A 21,013-nucleotide genomic window follows, 5' to 3' on the forward strand; every position below is an offset into this window, starting at 1 on the left:
GAGGCCGGCCGCTCGCAACCCGACATCATGGAATCCTCCGGAGCTGGACGTCCTCGCCGGCAGTTGGCTCGAATCATCGCAGGCGTGCTCTTGGGTCTCGTCGCGGCCCTGGTGCTGGTGCTGGCCGCAGCGGTGGTCGCGCTACACCACCTCGAGCACCGCTGGTTGAAACCGCGCATCGTCTCCCAGATAGAAGCCGCCACCGGGCTGCAACTGGACTACCAGACAGCCCGGATCGCCGTGCTCTCGGGCCTGCGCCTGGAAGGGCTGGTGGTGCGGACTCCTCCGCCATTTCAGGGCGTCGCGCCCGACTTGCTGCGCGTCGGCAACCTGGAGGTCCAGTGGTCGCTTGGTGCCCTGCTGAGCAAGTCACCGCGGGTGGAGTGGGTGGCGGCGCGAGACGTCACCCTGGCCCTGGTGGCCGACGAGGCAGGGCTTACGTCTCTCTCTGGGTTGATGGGGCCAAAAGCCCCGGTGCCGCCACCCGTCGAGCCGCCACTCGGAGCCTCTCGGCAGCTGGCTGCACTCCTGGCCTCCGCGCCGCCCTTCGGCAAGGCCGAGATCTCGGGCGTGTCGTTGCACTACGCCCGCGTCCGGAGCGGTGAAGTGCTTGAGCGCTGGTCCTTGGATGGGCTCGCCGTCACGGTCGAAGCGAAGCATCAGGACGATGGATGGAAGATCCTTGCCACCACGGGCCAGCCCGGTGCGCCGCTTCCCGTGGAGTTGAGCCGTGAAGGTTCAGCCCTTCCGCCGGCCCATGCCTCGTTGGAGCTGCGCTTCTCGGCGGAGGCCGGAGCGTCGGCCGCCCGCGTGCAGGTAGATCTCGACGTCGCGCGGCAGACGTTCGATCCGCAGTTCACGGTCCGCTCGCTGCTGCACGGCACGGCCTCGGCGAAGTTCGATGGCGAGAAGCGGCACATCGCCATTGAGCTGGACCGCACGCAGCTGACCGACAGCGCCGAGGTGCAGGCCCGCCTGGTGCTTCCGGATGCGGTGGAGGCTCCTCCCGTCGTGACGCGGGCCTTGGTGGATGTGGATCTTGGACGGCTGTTGCAATGGGTCCCCACCGAGTGGCGGTTGTTCTCGCTCGAGCGCGGCAAGGTGCACTTGGAAGCTCAGGAGCTCACCCTCGGCGCCATCCCGCAGCTGGGAGCCCAGGGCAGACTCGGGCTGGACGTCGAAGTCGCGGCGCTCCAGCTTGCTCGAAACGATTCCCGGGTGAGACTCGAAAGTGGACGCATCTCCTGGGTGGCAACCCCTGATCCCCAGCAGGGGGTGTCCACTCAGCTCGCATTCGCGCTTCAGGGGCTTGAGGTCGGAGGGCCCACCACGCTTCTCGTTCCGAAGGCCTCCGGTCAATGGGAGGGGCAGCAGCTGAGGCCAGACCCCTCATCGCCCATCCAGGTCGCTGGGGATGCCGTTCTGTCCGGAAGGGTGGACGCATTGGACGTCCGTTCCGCAGGGATCCGCGTGACGGCTGAACGTCTGGGCTTCCAGCTCCAAGCGCCCCTGGCGGGCGAGCCGCCCTTCGCACTGAAAGCGGACGTGCCCATCGGGGCGCTCCGGGTGGTCATGGCGGATGGACGCGAGGTGCTGAAGGGCCCCGTGCACGTGAAGCTCGACGTGTCGGAGGCCTTCCCTCGGATGGATGATCCACGGCTGAGCCGGGCCCGCGCCCGTCTGGAGTTCGACGTGGGCACGCTGCACGTGTCGCTGGATGCCACGAAAGGGGCCGACGATGTGGCGTACACGCTGTCCCTCCAGACCCCGGACCTCGTGGCTGCCCGGCCCTTCATTCCCAAGTCTGTCGCTGCACGGGTCCCTTGGAATCACCTGGCCGTGAACTTGGCATCCACGGGCAGATGGGCGGGGGTCTTTTCTCCCTCGCCCCGGCTGGAGCACCGGACGGAGCTGCGCCTGCAGCGGCCGGGATGGGACGACGTGTCGGCCAGCAACATCGCCGTCGTGATGAACTCGCAAGGAGATGCTTGGCGGCACAAGGGTGAGCTGGACCTGCGGATCGAAGGACTGCGCATCGGTGAGACCGAGGCGGATTCTCAGCACCAGACCCTGACGCTGGACCTCGATCGCCGCAAGCCATCGCTGCGGCTGGGGCTCAAAAGCCATGCAGGGCTGAAGATGCCACTTGATGCCGCGGTGGCGTTCGACCGGAAGGCCCGCGCGCTTCGCTTGGATGTGAAGGGAGAGCTTCCACCCCTTGGTGCCTTGTCACCGCTCCTGGCCAAGGCTCCGCTTCCCGCAGAGTTGGATTCCTCGCGGCTTGCACTGAACATCGAGCTGCAGGGCACGCTGCTCGGCGCGATCACGGACATCTCCGCGGATGGAACCCTGAGTCTGGCTCCTGACCCTCGGCGCACGGCCCGCTTCGAGGGAAAGGCGGTGGTGGACGCACGCGGCATCCGCTGGAGGCAGGAGGGCTTGTCGATCGGCCTTCCCGCGCTGCGCTGGCAGGTCAAGTCGGACGCCGATGGGCTACAGCGAAGTGTCCACAGCCAACTGACGGTGGAGAGACTCTCCCTGGGCCTGAGCGATCGTCGGCTGATCTTCGCTGACCTGACGAGCGACACCTCCGCCACGTTCACCGGCCAGTGGGAAGCGGGCGAGATCGAACTGAAGCAACTGTTGAAGGTCCGCTCCCTCGAGCAGAGGCCCGCGCTGCCGTATCCGGTTCAGGACCTGGAGGGGTCGTTCTCCGTCCGCTGGAAGCCCCATGGCGTCATTCACGTGCCCGACCTTTACCTGGCCCATTCGGGGACCCAGACCTCGTTGAAGGCCAGAGGCAGGCTCGATCTCAGCGACAACCGGCGCCGTCTGGCGGTACAGGGGGCGCTGGAGCAGGACCTGTCCAAGCTCGCGCAGCCCGGTCTCCTTGAGAGCAGCGGCAAGGCCACGGTCGAGTTCCGGGTGGCTTCACCCGATCTGGTGGTCTTCCGGACCCTCTCCAACCTTCTCCTCCAGAACGTGAATGTGCGGCTGCCCGAGTCGGGGATCGCCATCGAAGCGCTCGATGGCAACGTGCCGGTGAATGGGAACGTGGAGTTGACCGGGAGTGGGGTACGGCTGTTGAGCGACATCGATACGAATCCGTACTCGATGCTTCGGTTCGCCGATCAGCATCCCTTGCTCACGCGCAGCGGCTTCATGTCCGCGAGCAGCATCACCACGCCGCTCGTCTCCATCGCGCCCCTGGCTGGAAACCTGTCCATCAACCAGAACGTGGTGTCCATGAGCCAGCTGGAGATGGGCGTCCGCGGTGGGCGTGTCACCGGACAGTGCGTGCTGGACTGGCAGGGGAAGCACTCCCTTCTGGAGGCTCACGTGCGGGCGACCGGCGTGAGGTCGTCCCGGGGAGAGCCCTTCGACGGAAATGCCGCCGTGGTCATCTCCGGCAAGGATCGCAGCATCAACGGGCGCGCGGAGATCCTGCGCATTGGCAACCGCCACCTGCTCGATCTGCTCGATCTCGAGGACCCGCACCATGCCGATCCCGCCACAAACCGTGTCCGCTACGCGTTGGGGTTGGGCTACCCGAAGCACGTGCGGGTGAGCTTCAACCACGGCTTTGGCCGTCTGGCCATCACCATGGGCGGTCCGGCCAGTCTGCTCCGCATCGATGAGATCCGGGGCATCCCCATCGGCCCCATCATCGACCGCGTCATCAACTCCTTGCCGCTTGCGGAGGCCACACCATGAAACACCGCGGGTTGCTGCTGCTTGCCGCCCTCGCCGCTCCCGGGTGCATCCGCGCTCCGGAGATCGTCATGGTGGATCGCGCGACAGCGCTCGAAGAACAGGCCTCGGGGTCGTTCCAGGACGTGGAGCGGCGGCTGGCTCGCTCGGGGATGAGCCCGGCGCCGGTGCCGCTCACGCCCAACCAATTGGAGGAACTGGGGCTCCAACCCTCGCCGTTGGTCGAGAACATGGGCAAGACGCAGGCAGACCGCGTCGACGAGCTACTGCGGCGCCACTGCGTGGGCGAGGGGCGGGACGGACTGCTCGTGGACACCCGGCGCAGTTGTCAGGCCGGACGCCTGTCGGCGGATGACGTCGCCCTGGTGGAGCGCGTGAACCGGGCTCGGTTGCAGCTCTGGCATTGGATGCAGACGGTCCGCCCCGGTGTGCCGGAAGAGTCCCTGCGGCAGCGTTGGCGGCTGGTCCATGCGGAGGGTGTGGTCTGCGGTGGTTGGGTCGAGTCCGATGATGGCACCTGGGGAGAGAAGAAGTGCTGACGCATCGTGGCGGGCTCTTCCTGGCCCTGGCCGTTCTCTTCGCGTGCGCCGCCTGGGCGCAGGACGATGAGAATGACGGGGGCTTGCGCACGCCCACGCGGCTCACCGTGGGCATGGGAGATCACTTCCTGGGGCAGCTGGAGCCCGATGGGAAGCGGCTGATCTTCGTGTCCAACCGCAACATCGCGACCGAGATCTATGCGCAGGAGCTGGAAGGAGGGCGCGAGCGCCGTCTCTTCGATGAAGGCGCCGACGTGACCTGGCCGCGGGTCAGCCCCGACGGCAAGCATCTGCTCTACATCTCGTTCCGGGATCAGGCAGGCGGCCAATTGTGTGTGCGGAATCTGCCCGCCGCGGACGATCGCCGCTGCCTCGGGGAGGAGAGCAGCGCGGTGCAGGCGGAATGGATCGATGCCTCGCACATCGCGCTGGTGAGCCGGGCGGCCATCCAGGGAGGTCTGCACCTGTCGCGGGTTGATGTGGCGCACACGCTGAGCGCGAAGCCCCTGCTGGAGCGCAACCTGACCAGTCCCACCCTCTCTCCCGATGGGCGCTGGCTGGTGTATGTCCCGATCGAGCGCGCCGTGCCGCAGGTAGGCCCCGGATTCGCCGCGCGCGCTGCGCGCCACTTGGAGGCACTGCGTCTGGATCGCCCGGGCGCTGCGCCCATCCCGCTGACGCTCGATCTTCCAGGACAGACGGGGCAGCCGGTGTTCGCCCGTGATGGGCGCTCCCTGTACGTGGTGCAGTTCTTCACCGATTCCAATGGGGACGAGGTGATCGACGCCAGCGACAGCGGGGTGCTGTTCCGGGTGCCTTTCGCCACAGAGCGCGAGGATGCGCCCGAACTGGCTGCCGCCTCTAGTCCGGACCAGCTCACCAGCGTGGCCTGGAACTGCGAGTATCCAGCCCCTGCGGCCGAGTCACTCATCGCCACCTGCTCGCGCGATCGAACGCTGGATGTGTACCAACTGCCGCTCGATGGCCAGGTTCCCATCCACTGGGACGTTCCTCGTCTCAACGAAGAGTTGAGAATGGTCGGCCGGCGCGCTGATCAGCTCCTGCTCTATCGCCAGCGCCTGCTGCTCGAGGCTCGGCCCAAACCCCGCAGGCTGCTGATGATGCGCCTGAGCTATCTGCACCTGGCCTTCGAGGACTTCGATGCGGCTGGGTTCTACGCCCGCGGCATGCGCTCGGTGAACGATCCCGCCACCGCGGGACTGGCGGAGCCGCTGCAGATCCTCATCGACCACCGGCGCGCCATGAAGGAGCGTGAGCGCGGCCGGATGGTGGACGAGCTGAGTGAGGCCGGGCAGCAGCGAATGGCGGCGTTGGAGCCTGCCGCCGCTCCGAGCCCACCCTCCACCGTCTTTCAACACGTGGTGCGCAGCGAGCTGGCGGAGGACGCTGGCGACTTTACGCGGGCGCGCCAGGAATTGGAGGCGGCGCAGCTGACCGACACCACACCGCGCGCGGTGCTAGAGGCCTGGTTCGAACGGGCGGACTCGCTCTACCGCAAGCTCGATGACCGGGACGCCCTGGTGGAAGCTGGCCGCCGGCTCTCCCTGAACAAGGTCTTCCATGAGGACGATCAGCTCGACTTCGCGCGTGCCGCCGTCCGCGCCCTGTACCGGGGACGTCCCTATGATCAGGCAGATGCCGCCATGGCCCAGGCCCTTGCGTTGGCACCTGCTGGCTCGGCCTATGCGTTCGCCTTGGAGATGGGCCGGCGTGTCAACGCGGTTCACGACGAGCGCCCCCCCCGTCCTGTCCGGGATGCCTTGATTGCGTTCTACCAGCAGCAGCAGGACCCCCTTCGCCGCCGTGCGCTGGTGCAAGACGCCGTCGAGCGCGCGGCGAGTCTCGGGGCAGACGGAGTGATGGAGGCGCTGGCGACGGTCTACGTCGATGACACTCCGGCCGGTACCGAGGAACGCCGCCGGGCCGAGCGGTTGTTCCGCCGTGCGTTGACGGGCCGCGCCTACCGCCGGTTGGGAAGACAGCGCCTGGACAACGCCCGTGCCGACTTTGATCTCGTGACACAACGGACGGGCTCGCTGGAGAGTGCTGTCGAGTCCATCAACCTGCGTCTGCGCGCTGGCACGCCCCCCGAGGTAGTGGAGAAGGAGGTCACCACCACCGCCGCCAAGATGGCCGGGCCGCTCGCGCACTTCGTGAAAGCCTATCTCATGGCGTGCCAGCTGCCTGAGCTGGATGACGAGACCCACGCTCAGACGGTGTCGGCGGCCGTGAAGGAACTGCGTATGTCGTGGAAGGAGCTCAAGGGCCAGCGCGCGGTGCAGGCCCTCTCTGGCGCCATCCATCACGAGGACTTCCTCCGCCGTCAGGATCCGGCCGCTGCGGAGCGGGCCAACCGGCATTACTTGATCGCCCTGGATCTGGTGCGCAACAACGTCCGCTACCGGGCGATGATCCTCGGCGCGTTGGGGCTGCTGAACACCCAGGTGGGCAACTTCCACATCGCTCTGGAGTACCTGGAGCAACGGGACAAATTCCCCGCTGTGGACAACGCAGCGGGGCTGGCGGTGTCCCTGGCCCGGGCCCGGGCGCTCTTGCACACCGGCCGCGAGGAGGAGGCAGCGAAGGCGGCGGATCAATCCCTGGCCCGGCTGGATGCCACGCCGGAGCTGGCCGGATTCGCCCTCCTGGCACTGGATCGCGCGGCGCTCTACAACCTCGCCGCGGGACGCTTCGAGCGTGCGTTGGCGCTCTATGATCGTGAGCTGCCCCTCCTGGAGGCGGAGGCTCGCGGCAAGGAGGGGCTTCGCAACCGGTTGGTGGTGCGGCTGGCCCGTGGCGCCGCGGCGCTAGGGGCGGGGCAGCCCCAGCGGGCCTTGGAGGATCTGGCCATCGTTGATCGAGACCTGGCGGATCCTGCGGTGCAGGCCACGTTGGGCTGGCGACGCGCCACACCCGAGCACGTCATGCGATCCTATCGCATCATCGCCGCGGGACTGCGCGCCAACGCGGAGACCCGGCTCGGGCACTTGGACGTTGCTGCCCGCGCGCTCGAGCAGCGGCGTGCACTGTTCCTGGAGCAGTTCGACGAGCTGGATCGCGATCAGGACGTCAGCGCGGCGACGTTGGCGGAGCTGCGGCTGGCCGAGAATGCCGTGGATCGCCGGGACATGGCGCAGGCGGCCCGCTGGTTGGGCGAGGCGCTCGCCCATGCCGACACCCTGGTCGAACGCACCCACGCGCCGGTCGATGCCGGTCAGCTGGGGGTGCTCTGGTTCGCGGCGCAGCTGCACGCAGAGGGGAGCACGCCGCTTCCTTTCGACGTGCCCAAGCGCCTGGGCCAGGCGCATCGCTCCCTCATCGGCCAGCGTTCTCCTGCCTGGCGTTCATATCTGGCGTGGTTCGAGATCTATCTGGCCCTCGGTGCAGACCCTCTTCCCGTGGAGCCACCGCCGTCCCTCCTGCGTCCGGCTAAGCCAAGGCGGAGGCAAAACCCTTAGATCGGCATGAAGACCTTGAAGCCGCTGCGGCCGCTCGCGCCCAGGGTGTTGCTCTCCACGAAGTCGCTGTAGGAACTGCGGCCGTCACCCGAGGTGATAGCGGTATGGCCGTAGATGCTGCCGAGGCGGGTGGAGGTCTTCTCCCAGGTGAGCACAAGGCCGGGGATCTTCAGCGCTTCGGCGAGCGACAGGTTCACCTGCTTGAACTTGTTCCTGGGCAGGTTGTCGTCGATCTGGTTGCCGTTGCCCCACACCTTGATGCCGTAGGTGTTCTGAATGGCGCGGCTCACGCCCGTGGCGCAAAGGCCCTGGCTCGAGTAGCCACCCATGCTCAACGCCACGTTGCGGGCGTTGTTGGCGAGCGCGGAATTGCCGTGCGCGCCACCGGGGTTGGAGGGGACGGTGGGCGTACCGCCCACCGTGATGCCGAGCTGGCTCCAGGTCTTCGGCCCGACGACGCCGTCGGCGACGAGGCCCTTTGAGCTCTGGAAGGCCTTCACCGCCGCGGTGGTCTTCGGGCCGAACTGGCCATCCGCCGCACCGGCATTGAAGCCGAGCTGGTTGAGCCGGTTCTGAAGCGCGGTCACCGGAGCGCCACTGTAGCCCTGCTTGAGCGTGGGGCCGCTACCGCCCGGCGCCGAAGGGGCTGCCGCGGCGTTCAGCTTGGCCCACGTCTTCGGTCCGACGACGCCGTCGGCGACGAGGCCCTTCGCGCTCTGGAAGGCCTTCACCGCCGCGGTGGTCTTCGGACCGAACTGGCCGTCGGCCGCGCCCGGGTTGAAGCCATGCTGGGCGAGGCGATTCTGCAGGTTGGTGACGGAGGCGCCCGTCGCCCCCTGTTTGAGCGTGGGGGTCGCGCCGCCCGAGGGGGCCGCAGTCAGCTTGGCCCAGGTCTTCGGCCCGACGACGCCGTCGGCGACGAGGCCCCTCGCGTTCTGGAAGGCCTTCACCGCCGCGGCCGTCTTCGGACCAAACTGGCCGTCGGCCGCGCCCGGCGAAAAGCCCGCGTTGGCCAGTGCCTGCTGCAGGTTCTTCACCGAAGCGCCGGACGAGCCGAGCTTCAGGGTGGGTTGCGAAGGTGCGCTGGCAGCGTAGAGATTGCTGCGTGCGGCGGAGGAAACACGCATTTCGAGAACCTCAGGAAATGAGACAGTGAGGAGGTTATCGCCCGCGGGAGCTGAAAGTTGCGTCGCGTCAATTCCGAAAGGCCACGCCTACACCTGCGCAGAATGTCCTCCCCTACGGGGAAAACGTCTCAGCGGCGAATCTGCGACAGCACCTGCCGCGCCACCCGCACGGGGGTTCCCAACGCCCGGCCCACCCGGTAGCTGCGCGAGCCCTTGATGGACTGAATCTCCTGACGGAGCGCGTTCAGCTCGTCCTGACCGGGGGTTGCCGCGGGCGCACTGGCGGCACCCGCAGCACGCTGGGTCACGAAACGGACCCGCCCCCCCTCTGCCGGCTGGACCTCGAAGGGCGTGCCATCGAAGGTCTGCTTCACCCGCTCACCGGTCCCGATGTCCACCACCTCTGGCCGATGGAGGTACTCGCCGAAGGAGCGGTTGGAGAAGAACGGCGTGTAATAGATGCAGTCGCGGAAGTAGTAGTGCGAGACCTGGGACCAGCGTGTGGCGCCCGCCTTGGAGATGTGGGAGCCCCCGTGAATCAGGTTGGAGGCCCAGATCAGACCGCTTCCCTTCTTGATGGTGAGCTGCTTCGGCTCCAGCTTCAGGTGCTTGACGAGGGCGGCGAGGGCGCGCTCGTACTCCGAGTAATTCGCCGTCTCGAGCGTCATCCCGAGTTGGTAGAGGTCCAGCTCGGGCAGCTTGTGGGAGCCGGGGTAATAGAAGAGCGGACCGTTCTCCACGGTCACGTCTTCCAACGCCACCCAGGCGCCACACATGTACCGCGCGGGCAGGCTGCTGAAGTGGATCGAATCGGAGTGACCCGCCTGTTGCGTTCCGTGCCGGAAGTTCAGGGTCTGGAACGGCACGGGCTTCCGGTCATAGAAGAACTCGAGGAGCTCGAGCACGCGAGGAAGGGTCGCGACCTTCTTGACCGACGCTGACTCGTGCCAGGCGTCCTGGGCGCGGTAGTAACTCCGGGGTCCGTCGGGGAGGTGGGGGTTGTAGAGCCCGCGCGTCTCCTCGATGGTCTGGTCACAGAGGTCCGGGGAGAGGAGATCCTCGAGAATGCAGTAGCCGTGCTCGTGGTACTCCGTTGCGAGCTTCGCGAGCGGAGCGGGGGGATTCTTCTGCGCGAGAATGCCGTAGAAAAACGGGGATTCGACCCACGGTACGTTGAACGAGTAGACAGCGGACGCCTGATCTTCCAGGGGAATGGCGGCTCTTCTGGGTGTCATCTGTAGGGCTCTCCGGACCTGATGCTGCGGTCCGCGAACCTACTCGATTCTTCGAGGAGGCGGTGACGGACGTGCGCGAGCGGCTGGAGGCTTCAGACACCAAAGCCCCGGCAGAACGGCCCGGGGCCCTGGCCAAGACCGGAGGGCTTTAGCAGCGGCTGTTGCCGACGGCGGTGCCGCCCAGCATCTGCAGGAAGCGGTTGTAGTTGTTGACGCGGCTGTCGACCTGGGCCGGGTTACGGCCATCGCACTCCAGCGCCCCGTTGATGGAGCGGATGGTCTGCCCGAAGCCCGCGTTGTTGATGATGGCGTTGTGGGCGGGCATGGAGCCGGCGCCCGACTGGGTCATCCAGAACCACAGGCCCGTGCGCCAGGCGATGGTGGCGTTCTGGGCCACCAGGTCCGGGTTGTTCTTCAGGTCCACGCCCAGGTAGTTACCGGCCGCGCAGTAGTTGCCGTTCCACGACAGCTGGATGGGGCCCCGGCCGTAGTACATCTTGCCCGCGGCGCAACCGCAGCCGGCAGGACCCCAGCTGGTGTCGCACATGACGCTCTTGTTGATCTCCTCGATGTAGACCAGGTGGCCGGTCTCGTGGGCGATGTTGGCCAGGAAGGCGGCCACCTCACGCTTGCGGATGCCGACATCGCTCGAGGTGGCGAACTGCGGGAAGGTGTTGGCCGCGTCCACCAGCGCCCGGTAGGTGTAGAAGCCGTTGCGGCTGGGGAACATGGCGTTGAAGGTGGCCTCGCTCAGGACCGAGGCGATTCCGTTGCCCGTGGGGGGAGGCGGCGGGGGCGGGGGCGGGGGATTCGTGCCACAGTCGCCCCCCGTCTTCCAGAGCGACGGTGCTGCCACAGGATTCCATCCACAACCGACGCAAGCGGTATGGGGTTGGATGGCCGTGTAGCTGCCACCGCTGTAATTCACGCCATCGCCAATGTTGTAAGACGAACCTTCCGTCCAGGTGCCTCGACACGCCGCCGCAGCTTCGTCCGGTGCAAATACAACCACCGTCGAAAAGAACAGCATTGCCGCACCCAAGAGGCGCTTCGAAACACCACGCAATTCCTGTCGCCACATAGTGAACATCTCCTTCTGAAGTCAGTGTTGCAGGGTCATCCGGGATGAAGGCATCAGCCCGGCACCTCTCTTGAGGGGTTTGCCGATTTTTTCGGGTTTAATCTTGTTGGCGGGAATCACGGCAGATTGGCGGCGGTGTGGCGGCGTGCTCTAAAGAAGGCCCATGAACCTGGGTGGCTGCTTTTGTGGTGCGATTCGGTACGAGGTGAGTCTTCCGCTGACGGCGGTGGCGTACTGCCACTGCTCGAAGTGCCGCCGGTGGCATGGACACGTCGGCGCCTACACGGCGGTGGACCGCGAGGGCTTCCGGCTCACGGAGTCGCGCGGCCTCAAATGGCACTCGGTCTCGCCCACGGTCCGGCGAGGCTTTTGCGTTGAGTGCGGTTCGAGCGTGCTGTTTGACGAGACCCCGGAGCCGAAGATGTCGATCTGCGCCGGCACGCTCGACGCGCCCTCCGGCGTTCGCGAGAAGGCCCACATTTTCACGGCCAGCAAGGGCGACTACTACGAGATCTCAGGCGATCTGCCGAAGTACGACACCCTTCCCAAGAAATAACCAGGCCCCGCGGTTTCAACTTCGGAACAGTCGCGCGAGAAGGGAGAGGGACGGCGCATCCGTCCGCGCTCGCCGGGGTATGAGCGTCCGTTCGCCAGCCGATTGGCGAAAAGGAGACGTTCATGGATTGCCGTACGCAGCGAGTCCTGTTGAGGAAGCTACTGGGGGTTGCCACCCTGTTCTGGGGGGCCGCCTGTGGGTCCGGGGCCGTGCCCGAGTCTCCCGAACCACAACCCCAGGGCGCGGCGCTCGCCGCGGGTGAGCCGCTCGTGAGTGTGTCGAGCGGCCGCTGCCTCGACGTGGCGCAGGAGAGCCGCACGCCCGGCGCAGGGCTGCAGATTTACGGCTGCCATGGCGGCACGAATCAAGCCTTCACCTTTAACGCCGCGGGTGAGCTGCGCGCCTACGACAACACGCTGTGCGTGGACACGGCCTCGGGGCAGACGGCCCCGGGCGCGCGCGCCGTCATCGCCACGTGCACGGGCTTGCCTGCGCAGAAGTGGGTCTTCAACGCGAACGGCTCCGTGGTCCACACGGCCAGCGGCCTGTGTCTGGACGTGGAAGGCGGGAAGACCGCGAACGGGACCTCCGTCATCGTCTGGACCTGCAATGGGCAGACGAACCAGAAGTGGTCCCGTCCCGCGGCCCCGGACACGCAAGCGCCCACGCCGCCGAGCAACCTCGTGACGAGCAACCTCACCTGCAACTCGGTGACGCTGAGCTGGACGGGCTCGACGGACAACGTGGGCGTTGCCTTCTACGACGTGTACCACGACGGTCAGCTGATGAAGTCCGTGGACGGCAGCACGCGCTCGACGCAGCTCACGGTGGTGCCGGGCGCCAACTGGGGACTGTATGTGAACGCGCGTGACGCCGCGGGCAACGTCTCGCAGGCAAGCCCCACGCTGCCGTTGGCGCCGCCGCAGTGCGAGCTGGACACCACCCCGCCAGCGGCCCCGTCTCAGCTCTCGGGCAGTGCGTCCGGAACGAGCGTGACGTTGAGCTGGAACGCCTCGACGGACAACGTGGGCGTCTCTGGCTATGACGTGCTCCGCAACGGCACCAAGGCCGGCACCTCGACGGGCACCACGTTCGTGGACAGCGGGCTCGTGACGAGCACCGCCTACACCTATACGGTCGTGGCGCGGGACGCCCAGGGCAACGTGTCCACGGCGAGCAACGCGCTCACGCTCACCACGGGCGCGGCGTGTACCAACCCCATCTGCTCGGTGACGCAGGTGGCGACGGACACGGACATCCCGTGGGGGCTCGTGGCGCTCGCGGACGGAACGGTGCTCTACAGCCGCCGGGATGCGCAGGACATCGTGCGCTTGAATCCCGTGACGGGTGTGAAGACGACGCTGGGCACGGTGCCCAACGTGCAGAGCACGGACGGAGAGGGCGGTCTGCTCGGGCTTGCCGTCTCGCCGGCGTTCGACACGGACCGCTGGCTGTACATCATGCACACGTCGCCCACGGACAACCGCATCGTGCGCATCAAGGTCTCGGCCGGCTTCACGCTCGACCTCGCGAGCCAGCAGGTGCTGGTGCAGGGGTTGTTGCGCAACAAGTTCCACAACGGCGGCCGCCTGCGGTGGGGCCCGGATGGCAAGCTGTACGCCAGCACGGGCGACGCGCAGAACGGGGCCAACGCGCAGAACACCTCGAACCTCGCGGGCAAGGTGCTTCGCATCAACCCGGACGGCTCCATTCCCAGCGACAACCCGTTCGGGAACTTCGTCTGGAGCTATGGCCACCGCAATCCGCAGGGGCTGGCCTTCGACTCGAGCGGTCAGCTCTGGGCCCAGGAGTTCGGGAACTCGGTGATGGACGAGACCAACCTCATCGTGAAGGGCGGCAACTACGGCTGGCCCAACTGCGAGGGCACGGTCTCGCAGGGCGGAAGCGGTTGTGCGACGCCGGGCTACATCGCGCCCAAGCAGACGTATTCCACGGCCGAGGGCTCGTGCAGTGGAATCGCCGTCGTGCGTGACGTGCTCTACGTGGCGTGCCAGCGCGGCACGCGGGTGTACCGGGAAGTCATCTCGGGCTCGAACCTCACCAACGTGACCCCGTACTTCGTCGGAACGTACGGCCGGTTGCGTACGGTCGAGCCGTCCGTGGACGGCAACCTCTGGCTCACCACGAGCAACTCGGGCGACAAGGACAGCATCCCCAACAACAGCAACGAAAAGATCTTCCGCGTGCTGCTCGGCAATTGAGCTGCCACCGCACCTTCAAACTCCTGCCACCGCGATTGAACGACGGGCCGTGAGGCGGTGTGGATACCGGGCATGCGTCTGCACGCACGCAGGCGCATTGCCCGGGAGGTTGGGACATGACGGCATGCTGGACCAACAGCACCGTCTACACGGGAGGGACGGTCTCGGCGACGGGAGGCATGACCTGGGGCTCTCTGGTTCAGTCACCCACTCCGTTCTGACACCGCCAGGACGAACCGCGCATAGCCAATCTCGGCCGCGTTCTTCATCAGCTCGAGATTGACCCAGGCCACGATGTCGGCAAAGGGCTTGTCCTTCAGCGGCCAGCGCGTCCGTCCGGTGGAGCGCAGGTCTTCGTCGCTGAGCTGATCCACAGAAGCGCGCCAGTCGGCATGCAGCCGTGTCAGCCAGGCACGCACCTCCTCGGCGGTTCCAGGCCAGGACACCTGCTGCTGCTGCAGGCTGGCATCTCCGAACGAGTGGTTCTGCACCATGGACCACCAGAATCCCAGATGCCACGTCAGCCACGCGATGCTCGCGGGTCCCAGGCTGTAGCCTTCGTGCTCGGGCCAGTCTGCACGCCAGTGCCCATCCGTGCCGCGATTCACGTGCAACCCCACCTGGGCCGGACGCCGCAGGCACTCCTCGGTGGTCAGTCCCTCCAAGTGGTAGCGGGTGAGCGCCCACGCCGTTTCAAGCTGCCCAAGGAGGGTGTCTTTGAGGGGGTTCGCCATGGGGCTCAGTGTATGGTGTGGCTTCGTTGCTAAACAGGCTGGGTTTCTCTGGCTCTCCAGCGGAGGATGGCCCGATGAGGAACCGGACCCTGGAGTTTCCCGCCGCGCGACGCGATCCGGAGAGCGGCTACACGCTGCTGGGCAGGTGGTTTGACGATCCTTATGCCTGGTTGGAGCGGCTTGATGCCCCGGAGACCCAGTCGTGGATCTCCGCGCAGGAGGCCGTCACGCGCGCTGTTCTGCAGGCGGTGCCGGGACGCGAAGCGTTGCGGAATGCGGCCGCTCGTTCCGCGTGCTACGCCCGGCTTTCGCCGCCGGTTCCGGCCGGGCCGCCCGGGCGTGAGTTCTTCTGGCAGGCGGACGCCGCCGGCGAGAAGCTCAAATTCATGCTCCGGCGTGGCAAGGGCGCACCGCTCGAAGCGGTGCTTGACCCGAACACCTGGGCGAGCAACGAGGCACTGGTCTTCGCCGTACCGTCCCCCGACGGCATGCGGATCGCTTTCGGGAAGGCCACCGGAGGGACACATGCCGCGGTCATCCATGTGCTCGACGTCGAGACAGGGTGGCTGCTTCCTGACCGGCCCCGTGGAACGAGCCACGCGTCTGTGGCGTGGAGGCCCGATGCGTCGGGGTTCTTCTACTCGGCGTGTCCCGAGCCGGGCGAGGTGCCTCCCGGCGACGAGGCGCACTGGAACGCGATTTACGAACACAGGCTTGGGTCAGGTGAACCTGCCCGCCGGGTCTTCGGCGACGAGCAGGAGAAAGCGTACTGGTGCTCCGTCCAGATCAGCGAGTGCCGCCGCTTCGCCGTGCTCTACAAGTGGGACTATGTGCACGCCAACGCTGTCTACCTTCTGCGTCTCGCGGATGACAGGCTCGTGCCGGTGGCGCCCACCCCTCGGGCTCTCAACCAGGTGCAGGTCATTGGGGACTTGCTGCTCATCCGGACCGACCTCGATGCGCCACGCGGCCGTCTCTGTGTGGCACCGCTGACTGCGCCAGAGCACTGGCGGACGCTCATCCCAGAAGGCTCGGACACGCTGCAGACCGTTACAGGCATTGGTGGCCGACTCTACGCCGTCTACTCGCATGCGGCCTCGCATTGCGTGCGCATTCACGCCGAAGATGGCACCTACCTTCGCGACCTCCCGCTGCCTGCCCTCGGTTCTGTCAATCGCAACGAAGGGGAAGGCACCGTCAGCGGCATCAGCGGTGCCTGGAGCGGTGACGAGGTGTGGGTGAGCTTCATGTCGTATGTGCAGCCGCCCTCGGTCTACCGGTATGACTATGCGGCGGATCGCCTGTCTCCGTACCATGTCCCCGATGCCGGGCTCGACGCGTCCGAGTATGTGACGGAACAGGTCTGGTACGAGTCGCTCGACGGTACACGGGTCTCGATGTTCCTCGTTCACAGGAGGGATTTGCCTCGGGATGGGCGCCAGGCCGTGCGTCTGAGCGGCTACGGTGGCTTCAACATCGCGCTGGAACCGCTCTACTCGGCGCTCAACGCGGCCTGGCTGAAGCTGGGCGGCATGCTCGCCTTCGCCAACGTGCGTGGCGGCGGCGAATACGGACGCGCCTGGCACGAGGCGGCATGCAAGACACGGCGGCAGAACGCCTTCGACGATTACATCGCGGCGGCACGGTGGCTTGTCTCGGCGGGCTATACGACTCCCTCCAAGCTCGTCTCGCGAGGTAACAGCAACGGCGGTTTGCTCGTCGCCGTCACCGCCATGCAAGCGCCCGAGGCCTTCGGCGCTGTCTATTGCCGGGCGCCCATCCTCGACATGCTGCGCTTTCCGAATTTCAGCCACCTGAGCTCGGCGACCGTTGAGTTTGGCTCCCCTGAAGAGCCCGTGGAGGGCGCGTATCTCGCGGGATACTCGCCCTATCACAACGTTCGAGCCGATCGCCGTTACCCCATCATGGCCTTCGCGCCAGCGTTGAACGACCAGGTCGCTCCGCCACATGATCCGCTCAAGATGGCCGCCAGGCTCCAAGCGGAAGGCATCCAGGGAGGACCCTATTTGCTGCTGCCGCTTCGCGACTCGGGACACGGCGGGGGGACCACGCTGACGGCGCTCATCGAGCAGGATGCCGACGAGCTGAGCTTCTACTGCTGGGCACTCGGCCTCGCGCCGCCCGCGCCGTGAGCTGGCATCACGGCTCTCCGAGGGCGTCGCGGAGGATGCGGGCATTCTCCGCGCAGGCGGCGTTCACGGTTGCCTCGTCTGTCTTCCCAGGTCCTACCGCCTGGGCGCGATGACCACTTTCACCCCGTCGAGCCACGTCTTGTGCTCGTCCGTGTAATAGAGGTAGGCACGGCTGGCCGGGCCTGTGTACGTGCCAGGAACCGCCGCCATCAGGGACAGGGGAACGCTGATCCGCTTCCGGGGCTCCATTCCCCGCCAATAGAGGACCACGTCGCGGCCGATCACTTCGTAGGAGTCCACCTTCTTCTGTTTCACCAGCTCCTTGAGCTGATCGTGCCGTACTTCCAGTCCCCCGGGGACGCCGAAGATGGCCACCGACGTGGGCAGTGCCTCATCGGTCTTGTTCGAGACGGTGAGGATGGCCTCGGTGGGCTCTCCCTCGGTGAGTTCGCTCTTGGCCAGGGCCGCCTCCAGCGTGAGCTTCGTCTCCGGCGAGCTGGCAGGAATCATCGCGTGATAGACGACCTCCATCGAGTACGGGAGCTCCGAGCCGCCCTCCATCCGCAGCTCGAGCTTCCGCTGCCCTGGGGCGAGCAGCTCGGACACGTCGGGGAGCTTGAGGGCCTCCTGGGCGGTGGCGGTGAAGGGGACCGCGCTGCCCACGGGCTGGCCATCGACATAGATGCGCACCGAGCCCGGGGCGCGCTTTGCCGCGCGCGCCTTGTCGTAGGCGATGATGGCGCGCAGCGCGAGCACCGTGCTCTGGGTGGAGCCGTAGCGGCCTCCCTGGCACGAGTCCGCCAGGAACTTCATCGAGCGCTGCACGTTCGCTGCGTGCGTGGGCTCCCGCAGCCAGGCCAGTACCGCCAGCGCGGTGGTTTCGATGGCCAGGGCGTCGCCCTGGCTTCCCACGATGGACTGTGTGCCTCCCTCCACCGTGCCCCCGGCGTTCTGCTTCTCGGCCAGCCGCTGCATCAGCTTCCGGGCCTCGGAGTGGTCTCCCGTGAGCGCCATCACGTTCGCCGCGAGCGCCAGCACGTAGCTGTTGCGGCTCTTCGCCGCCGACTGCTTCAGCGCGGCCACCTCCCGGGACAGCTCGCCCGCCGGTGAGGCTTTGCGGCCCGTGCTCTCCATCAGGGCCCAGAGGATGTAGGCGTTCGAGGTATCGGGATCCTCCAGCCACGTGTGCAGCGCCCGGCGCTTGCGCGAGAAGCCTCCCTGGCCATCGCGCTGCCGCAGCAGCCACGCCCGCGTGCGCTCGAGCATCGCCGCGTCCACCTCGCGCACCTGCTGCATGTCGGTGAAGTGCAGCAGGCCGAAGGCCGTCAGGGCCTCGTGGCCGGGGTTCTCCCCGAACCACTCGTAGCCCTTCTCCGGGCACTCGAAGCCCGTCAGCCGCTTGTAGCCCGCGTCCAGCTTCTCGCGCGCCGAGGCCACCAGCTTCGGATCCACCCCGCTGTGGGACTGGAAGTACTGCTGCGCCATCGTCATGGGGTAGGTGGTGGAGCTCGTCTGCTCGAAGCAGCCCGAGGGCTCTTGAATGAGCCGCGCCAGGGACTCCGTCATGTTGGCCAGCGGGGTGGGGTACACGGTGATGGACGTCTTGACACTGCCGCGCACCAGGTTGGCCGGGAGGCTCACGGTGTGGGCCGCGGGGTTCCGGGCCGACAAGAGCCCTCCGAAGGAGGCTCGCAAGGGAAAGCCTTGCGGTTGGATGGTCAGCGTGCGCGTCACCGTGTCCGCGTAGTCTCCAGCGGTGGCCGCGAGCGTCAGCGCGAGGGGCTTCGACTCCTGGCCAATCTTCAGCTCGATGAGGCGCCGGGCGCGCTCTTTCGCGGCGAGGTCCACCGTCCCCACGCTGGAGACGCGGACATCGCCCGTCAGGAGCGCTTTCACCGATGCTCCCCGGAGGGGGGCCGCGGTGCCATTCACCAGGGCCACTGGGAGCTGGATGACGTCTCCGGAGGTGACCTCCAGCGGGAGCTTCGGCTCGGCGTAGAAAGGCTGCACGGATTCGAGGCTTGCCACCGTGGAGCCGAGCGCGCCATTGGCGCCCACCGCGCCGGCGAAGGCCTTGAAGGTGGTGACCGAGTCATTCAGCGCGAAGGAGACGCGGGCCTCGCCCGTTTGGGCATCGGTGCGCACCCCGGCGTTCCAGTAGAGCGTCTCCGCGAAGTCCACGCGGTCGCCCGGCTTGCGGCCAGGCCGCACGGTGTGGGCGTACTCGCGGAGATAAACCACGGGCGGCTGCCATGCCCGTTTCTCCATCATCAGCCCGTCTTGGAGCACGGGCCGGGGGGCCCTTCGCTCCGCCCGGTTCAGGGCGGGCTTGGCCGCGGCCAGATCTTGTTTGGCCTTGGGGGCAGGGGCGGCCGGGGCGGCCGGGACGGGAAGCGGTGCGGCCGGGGGGGGAAGCGGTGCAGCCTGGGCGACTTCTTGGGGGACGGCCCCTCCGAAGAGGGCTTCGGGGACAGCAGTGGGCATGGGCACGGCCTGGATCCGGACCGCCAGCGCTCGCCGGGCCGCATCTCCATGCTGGGAGAGGAACTGCTCGGGATGGGCGAGCGCGAACCTCCGCCAGCCCTGGGTGCCCAGCAGCAGGTCCACGGCGGCCTTGGCCTTGGGGTTCTTCTCGTCGAAGTAAACCTGGGCGTCGGCGAGCTCCCGCACCTCGGGCTCCAGCAGCACCATCACCGGGAGCGAGGGGGCCTGGTCGCGTTTTTCGATGAGCTCCAGCACCGCATCGTCGGTGACGGTGAGCATCACCAAGGCGGAGACCGGCTTGCCGTCCTGGGTGGTCCGGGCGGTGAGCCGCACCGTGTCCCCCGGCACATAGCCCTGCTTGTCCGGGCGAAGCTCGACGGTGAGTGCCTTCGCGGGTTGACGGAACACGAGCCGCTCTGCCAGGGGACGGCCGTCCGGAGCCCAGAGCGTGGCGACGAGCACGCCGTCAGCGCCCTTGGGATCGAGCGTCACGGTGCCCTGGGGGCCCACGTTGGCCGAGGCGACCTCCACCTCGCGCTGGCTCAGCGTCAGCTTCGCCCGGGCCATGCCCGCGAGCGCCACGGAGAGCGAGACAGGCTTGCCCGCGGGGATGACGTCCTCGTTCGCGCGGAGGGTGGCGCCCTGGGCCTTCACGGTGGGCAGGGGAAACGTCTTCCGGATGCCCGAGGGCTCATCAATGCGCAGCGCGTACGCCGCACCGGCTTGGGGCGTCAGCTCGAAGCGGCCGCGCCCCTCGTGCTCCGAGCGGACCCGGGAGACTTCCTGGCCCGTAGCGGTGTTGATCACCACGCCCACCAGGTCCGCGGGCTTCTGAGCGGGCGTCCTCGCCTGGAAGTAGACGCGCGAGGGCAGCCCCGCGACGAGCTCGCCGCCCTCGGGGTAGAGGGCGATGTCCAGGGTTTGCAGGAGAATGGGCAGGGTCTTCGCCGCGGTCTCCACCACGCCGCCATCTTCGATGGCGAAGGCCAGGGTGCCCTCGCCGCGCTCGATGGCCTTGGGCAGCGTGAAGCGCACGGTGCAGAGCCCCTGCGCGTTGACGGTGCCCCGCACCTGCGCCACGGAGACACCGTCAACGAGCGCGGTGGCGGTGACCTTGGCGCCCTCGGGCACGCCGCCTTCGGCACGCTTCACGTCGAGGGTCGCGGTGACCGTGTCTCCAGGGCCATAGCCATCCCGGAGGAATTCGATCTGGGACTTGAGCCGGGGCGCCCGGTAGGCCCGCACGTCGAACTTCCGCTCGGCGGGGGCATCCCCCTGCCAGGGGAAGGTGACCTTGAGGGTGTACTCTCCGCCCGCAGTCCCTTCCGGGACGGGCCACTGGAAGCCCCAAGCGGCGTCCTGTACCTGGACCTGCGCGGAGGTCACCACGTCCCCCTTGGGCCCTCGAATCTCGACGGTGGCCTGTCCGGTGCCTGCGTAGGGCTTGCGGCTGTGCGCTTCGAGCATCAGGCCCCGGGCCAGCACCTGTTCGCCGGGGCGGTACAGGGGCTTGTCGGTGCTGACGAAGGTCAGGTGGCGGGTGGGGCCTCCGAGGGTGTTCGGGGATGCCCGGGCGGCGAGCACGGAGGGAAGCAGCGCCGGAACGGTCAGGCCCAGGGCGAGCAGCGTCAGCAGGGCTCGCGGCGGGAGAGAGAAGAGCATGTAGTCCTCGAAGGGGAACGGAACCTCACC

General features: G+C 67.4%; 11 protein-coding genes. 6 read left to right on the forward strand and 5 right to left on the reverse strand.

From position 1 onward, the window contains the following. Positions 1 to 27 precede the first annotated feature (27 nt). Genes KY661_RS13730 through KY661_RS13740 form a run of 3 tightly spaced genes read left to right on the forward strand, consistent with a single transcriptional unit; the run spans position 28 to position 7,729 of the window. Positions 28 to 3,714: a hypothetical protein gene (locus KY661_RS13730; RefSeq protein WP_225410624.1), complete on the forward strand. Its 3,687-nt coding sequence runs from the start codon at positions 28 to 30 to the stop codon at positions 3,712 to 3,714. Beyond that, a complete protein-coding gene (locus tag KY661_RS13735) occupies positions 3,711 to 4,250 on the forward strand; it encodes a DUF1318 domain-containing protein (protein WP_225410625.1) in 540 nt (179 codons plus the stop codon). Before KY661_RS13730 ends, KY661_RS13735 begins: the two co-directional genes overlap by 4 nt. Next, positions 4,244 to 7,729: a hypothetical protein gene (locus KY661_RS13740; protein WP_225410626.1), complete on the forward strand. Its 3,486-nt coding sequence runs from the start codon at positions 4,244 to 4,246 to the stop codon at positions 7,727 to 7,729. The genes KY661_RS13735 and KY661_RS13740 overlap by 7 nt, the downstream gene beginning before the upstream one ends. Here KY661_RS13740 and KY661_RS37555 read toward each other — a convergent pair. The 3 genes from KY661_RS37555 to KY661_RS13765 all read right to left on the reverse strand — a co-directional run bounded on the left by KY661_RS37555 (position 7,726) and on the right by KY661_RS13765 (position 11,181). Further along, positions 7,726 to 8,856: a peptidoglycan-binding domain-containing protein gene (locus KY661_RS37555; protein WP_317987257.1), complete on the reverse strand. Its 1,131-nt coding sequence runs from the start codon at positions 8,854 to 8,856 to the stop codon at positions 7,726 to 7,728. The genes KY661_RS13740 and KY661_RS37555 overlap by 4 nt on opposite strands. Before the next feature lie 128 nt (positions 8,857 to 8,984). Further along, the gene (locus KY661_RS13760; RefSeq protein WP_225410627.1) at positions 8,985 to 10,091 is read right to left on the reverse strand and encodes a phytanoyl-CoA dioxygenase family protein; all 1,107 of its coding nucleotides are present in this window, start codon (positions 10,089 to 10,091) and stop codon (positions 8,985 to 8,987) included. Positions 10,092 to 10,239: 148 nt separating this feature from the next. Next, entirely contained in the window at positions 10,240 to 11,181 is a 942-nt protein-coding gene (locus KY661_RS13765; protein WP_398577184.1) for a glycoside hydrolase family 19 protein, read from the reverse strand. Positions 11,182 to 11,335: 154 nt separating this feature from the next. Between KY661_RS13765 and KY661_RS13770 the strand changes: the two genes are divergently transcribed. Continuing rightward, positions 11,336 to 11,728: a GFA family protein gene (locus KY661_RS13770; RefSeq protein WP_263436979.1), complete on the forward strand. Its 393-nt coding sequence runs from the start codon at positions 11,336 to 11,338 to the stop codon at positions 11,726 to 11,728. Positions 11,729 to 11,850: 122 nt separating this feature from the next. After that, positions 11,851 to 13,950, forward strand: a complete 2,100-nt coding sequence (locus KY661_RS13775) for a lectin (RefSeq protein WP_225410630.1) — start codon at positions 11,851 to 11,853, stop codon at positions 13,948 to 13,950. Positions 13,951 to 14,153: 203 nt separating this feature from the next. Here KY661_RS13775 and KY661_RS13780 read toward each other — a convergent pair whose 3' ends face one another. After that, positions 14,154 to 14,684 (reverse strand): DinB family protein, encoded by a 531-nt coding sequence (locus tag KY661_RS13780; RefSeq protein ID WP_225410631.1) that lies wholly within the window; start codon positions 14,682 to 14,684, stop codon positions 14,154 to 14,156. A 74-nt stretch (positions 14,685 to 14,758) separates the two neighbouring features. Here KY661_RS13780 and KY661_RS13785 point away from each other — a divergent pair, with 74 nt between their 5' ends. Next, positions 14,759 to 16,837, forward strand: coding sequence for a prolyl oligopeptidase family serine peptidase (locus tag KY661_RS13785; RefSeq protein WP_225410632.1), 2,079 nt, complete (start codon positions 14,759 to 14,761; stop codon positions 16,835 to 16,837). Between the two features lie 93 nt (positions 16,838 to 16,930). Here KY661_RS13785 and KY661_RS13790 read toward each other — a convergent pair whose 3' ends face one another. Next, positions 16,931 to 20,983, reverse strand: a complete 4,053-nt coding sequence (locus KY661_RS13790; protein ID WP_225410633.1) for an MG2 domain-containing protein — start codon at positions 20,981 to 20,983, stop codon at positions 16,931 to 16,933. Between the last annotated feature and the right edge of the window lie 30 nt (positions 20,984 to 21,013).

This window comes from Allostigmatella hybrida, from assembly GCF_020103775.1.
Classification (GTDB): Bacteria; Myxococcota; Myxococcia; order Myxococcales; family Myxococcaceae; genus Hyalangium; species Hyalangium aurantiaca.

Coding starts and splice junctions, on each gene's coding strand:
- KY661_RS13730 (WP_225410624.1), top strand. CDS start 28: ATGGAATCCTCCGGAGCTGGACGTCCTCGCCGGCAGTTGGCTCGAATC.
- KY661_RS13735 (WP_225410625.1), top strand. CDS start 3,711: ATGAAACACCGCGGGTTGCTGCTGCTTGCCGCCCTCGCCGCTCCCGGG.
- KY661_RS37555 (WP_317987257.1), bottom strand. CDS start 8,856: ATGCGTGTTTCCTCCGCCGCACGCAGCAATCTCTACGCTGCCAGCGCA.
- KY661_RS13760 (WP_225410627.1), bottom strand. CDS start 10,091: ATGACACCCAGAAGAGCCGCCATTCCCCTGGAAGATCAGGCGTCCGCT.
- KY661_RS13765 (WP_398577184.1), bottom strand. CDS start 11,181: ATGTTCACTATGTGGCGACAGGAATTGCGTGGTGTTTCGAAGCGCCTC.
- KY661_RS13770 (WP_263436979.1), top strand. CDS start 11,336: ATGAACCTGGGTGGCTGCTTTTGTGGTGCGATTCGGTACGAGGTGAGT.
- KY661_RS13775 (WP_225410630.1), top strand. CDS start 11,851: ATGGATTGCCGTACGCAGCGAGTCCTGTTGAGGAAGCTACTGGGGGTT.
- KY661_RS13780 (WP_225410631.1), bottom strand. CDS start 14,684: ATGGCGAACCCCCTCAAAGACACCCTCCTTGGGCAGCTTGAAACGGCG.
- KY661_RS13785 (WP_225410632.1), top strand. CDS start 14,759: ATGAGGAACCGGACCCTGGAGTTTCCCGCCGCGCGACGCGATCCGGAG.
- KY661_RS13790 (WP_225410633.1), bottom strand. CDS start 20,983: ATGCTCTTCTCTCTCCCGCCGCGAGCCCTGCTGACGCTGCTCGCCCTG.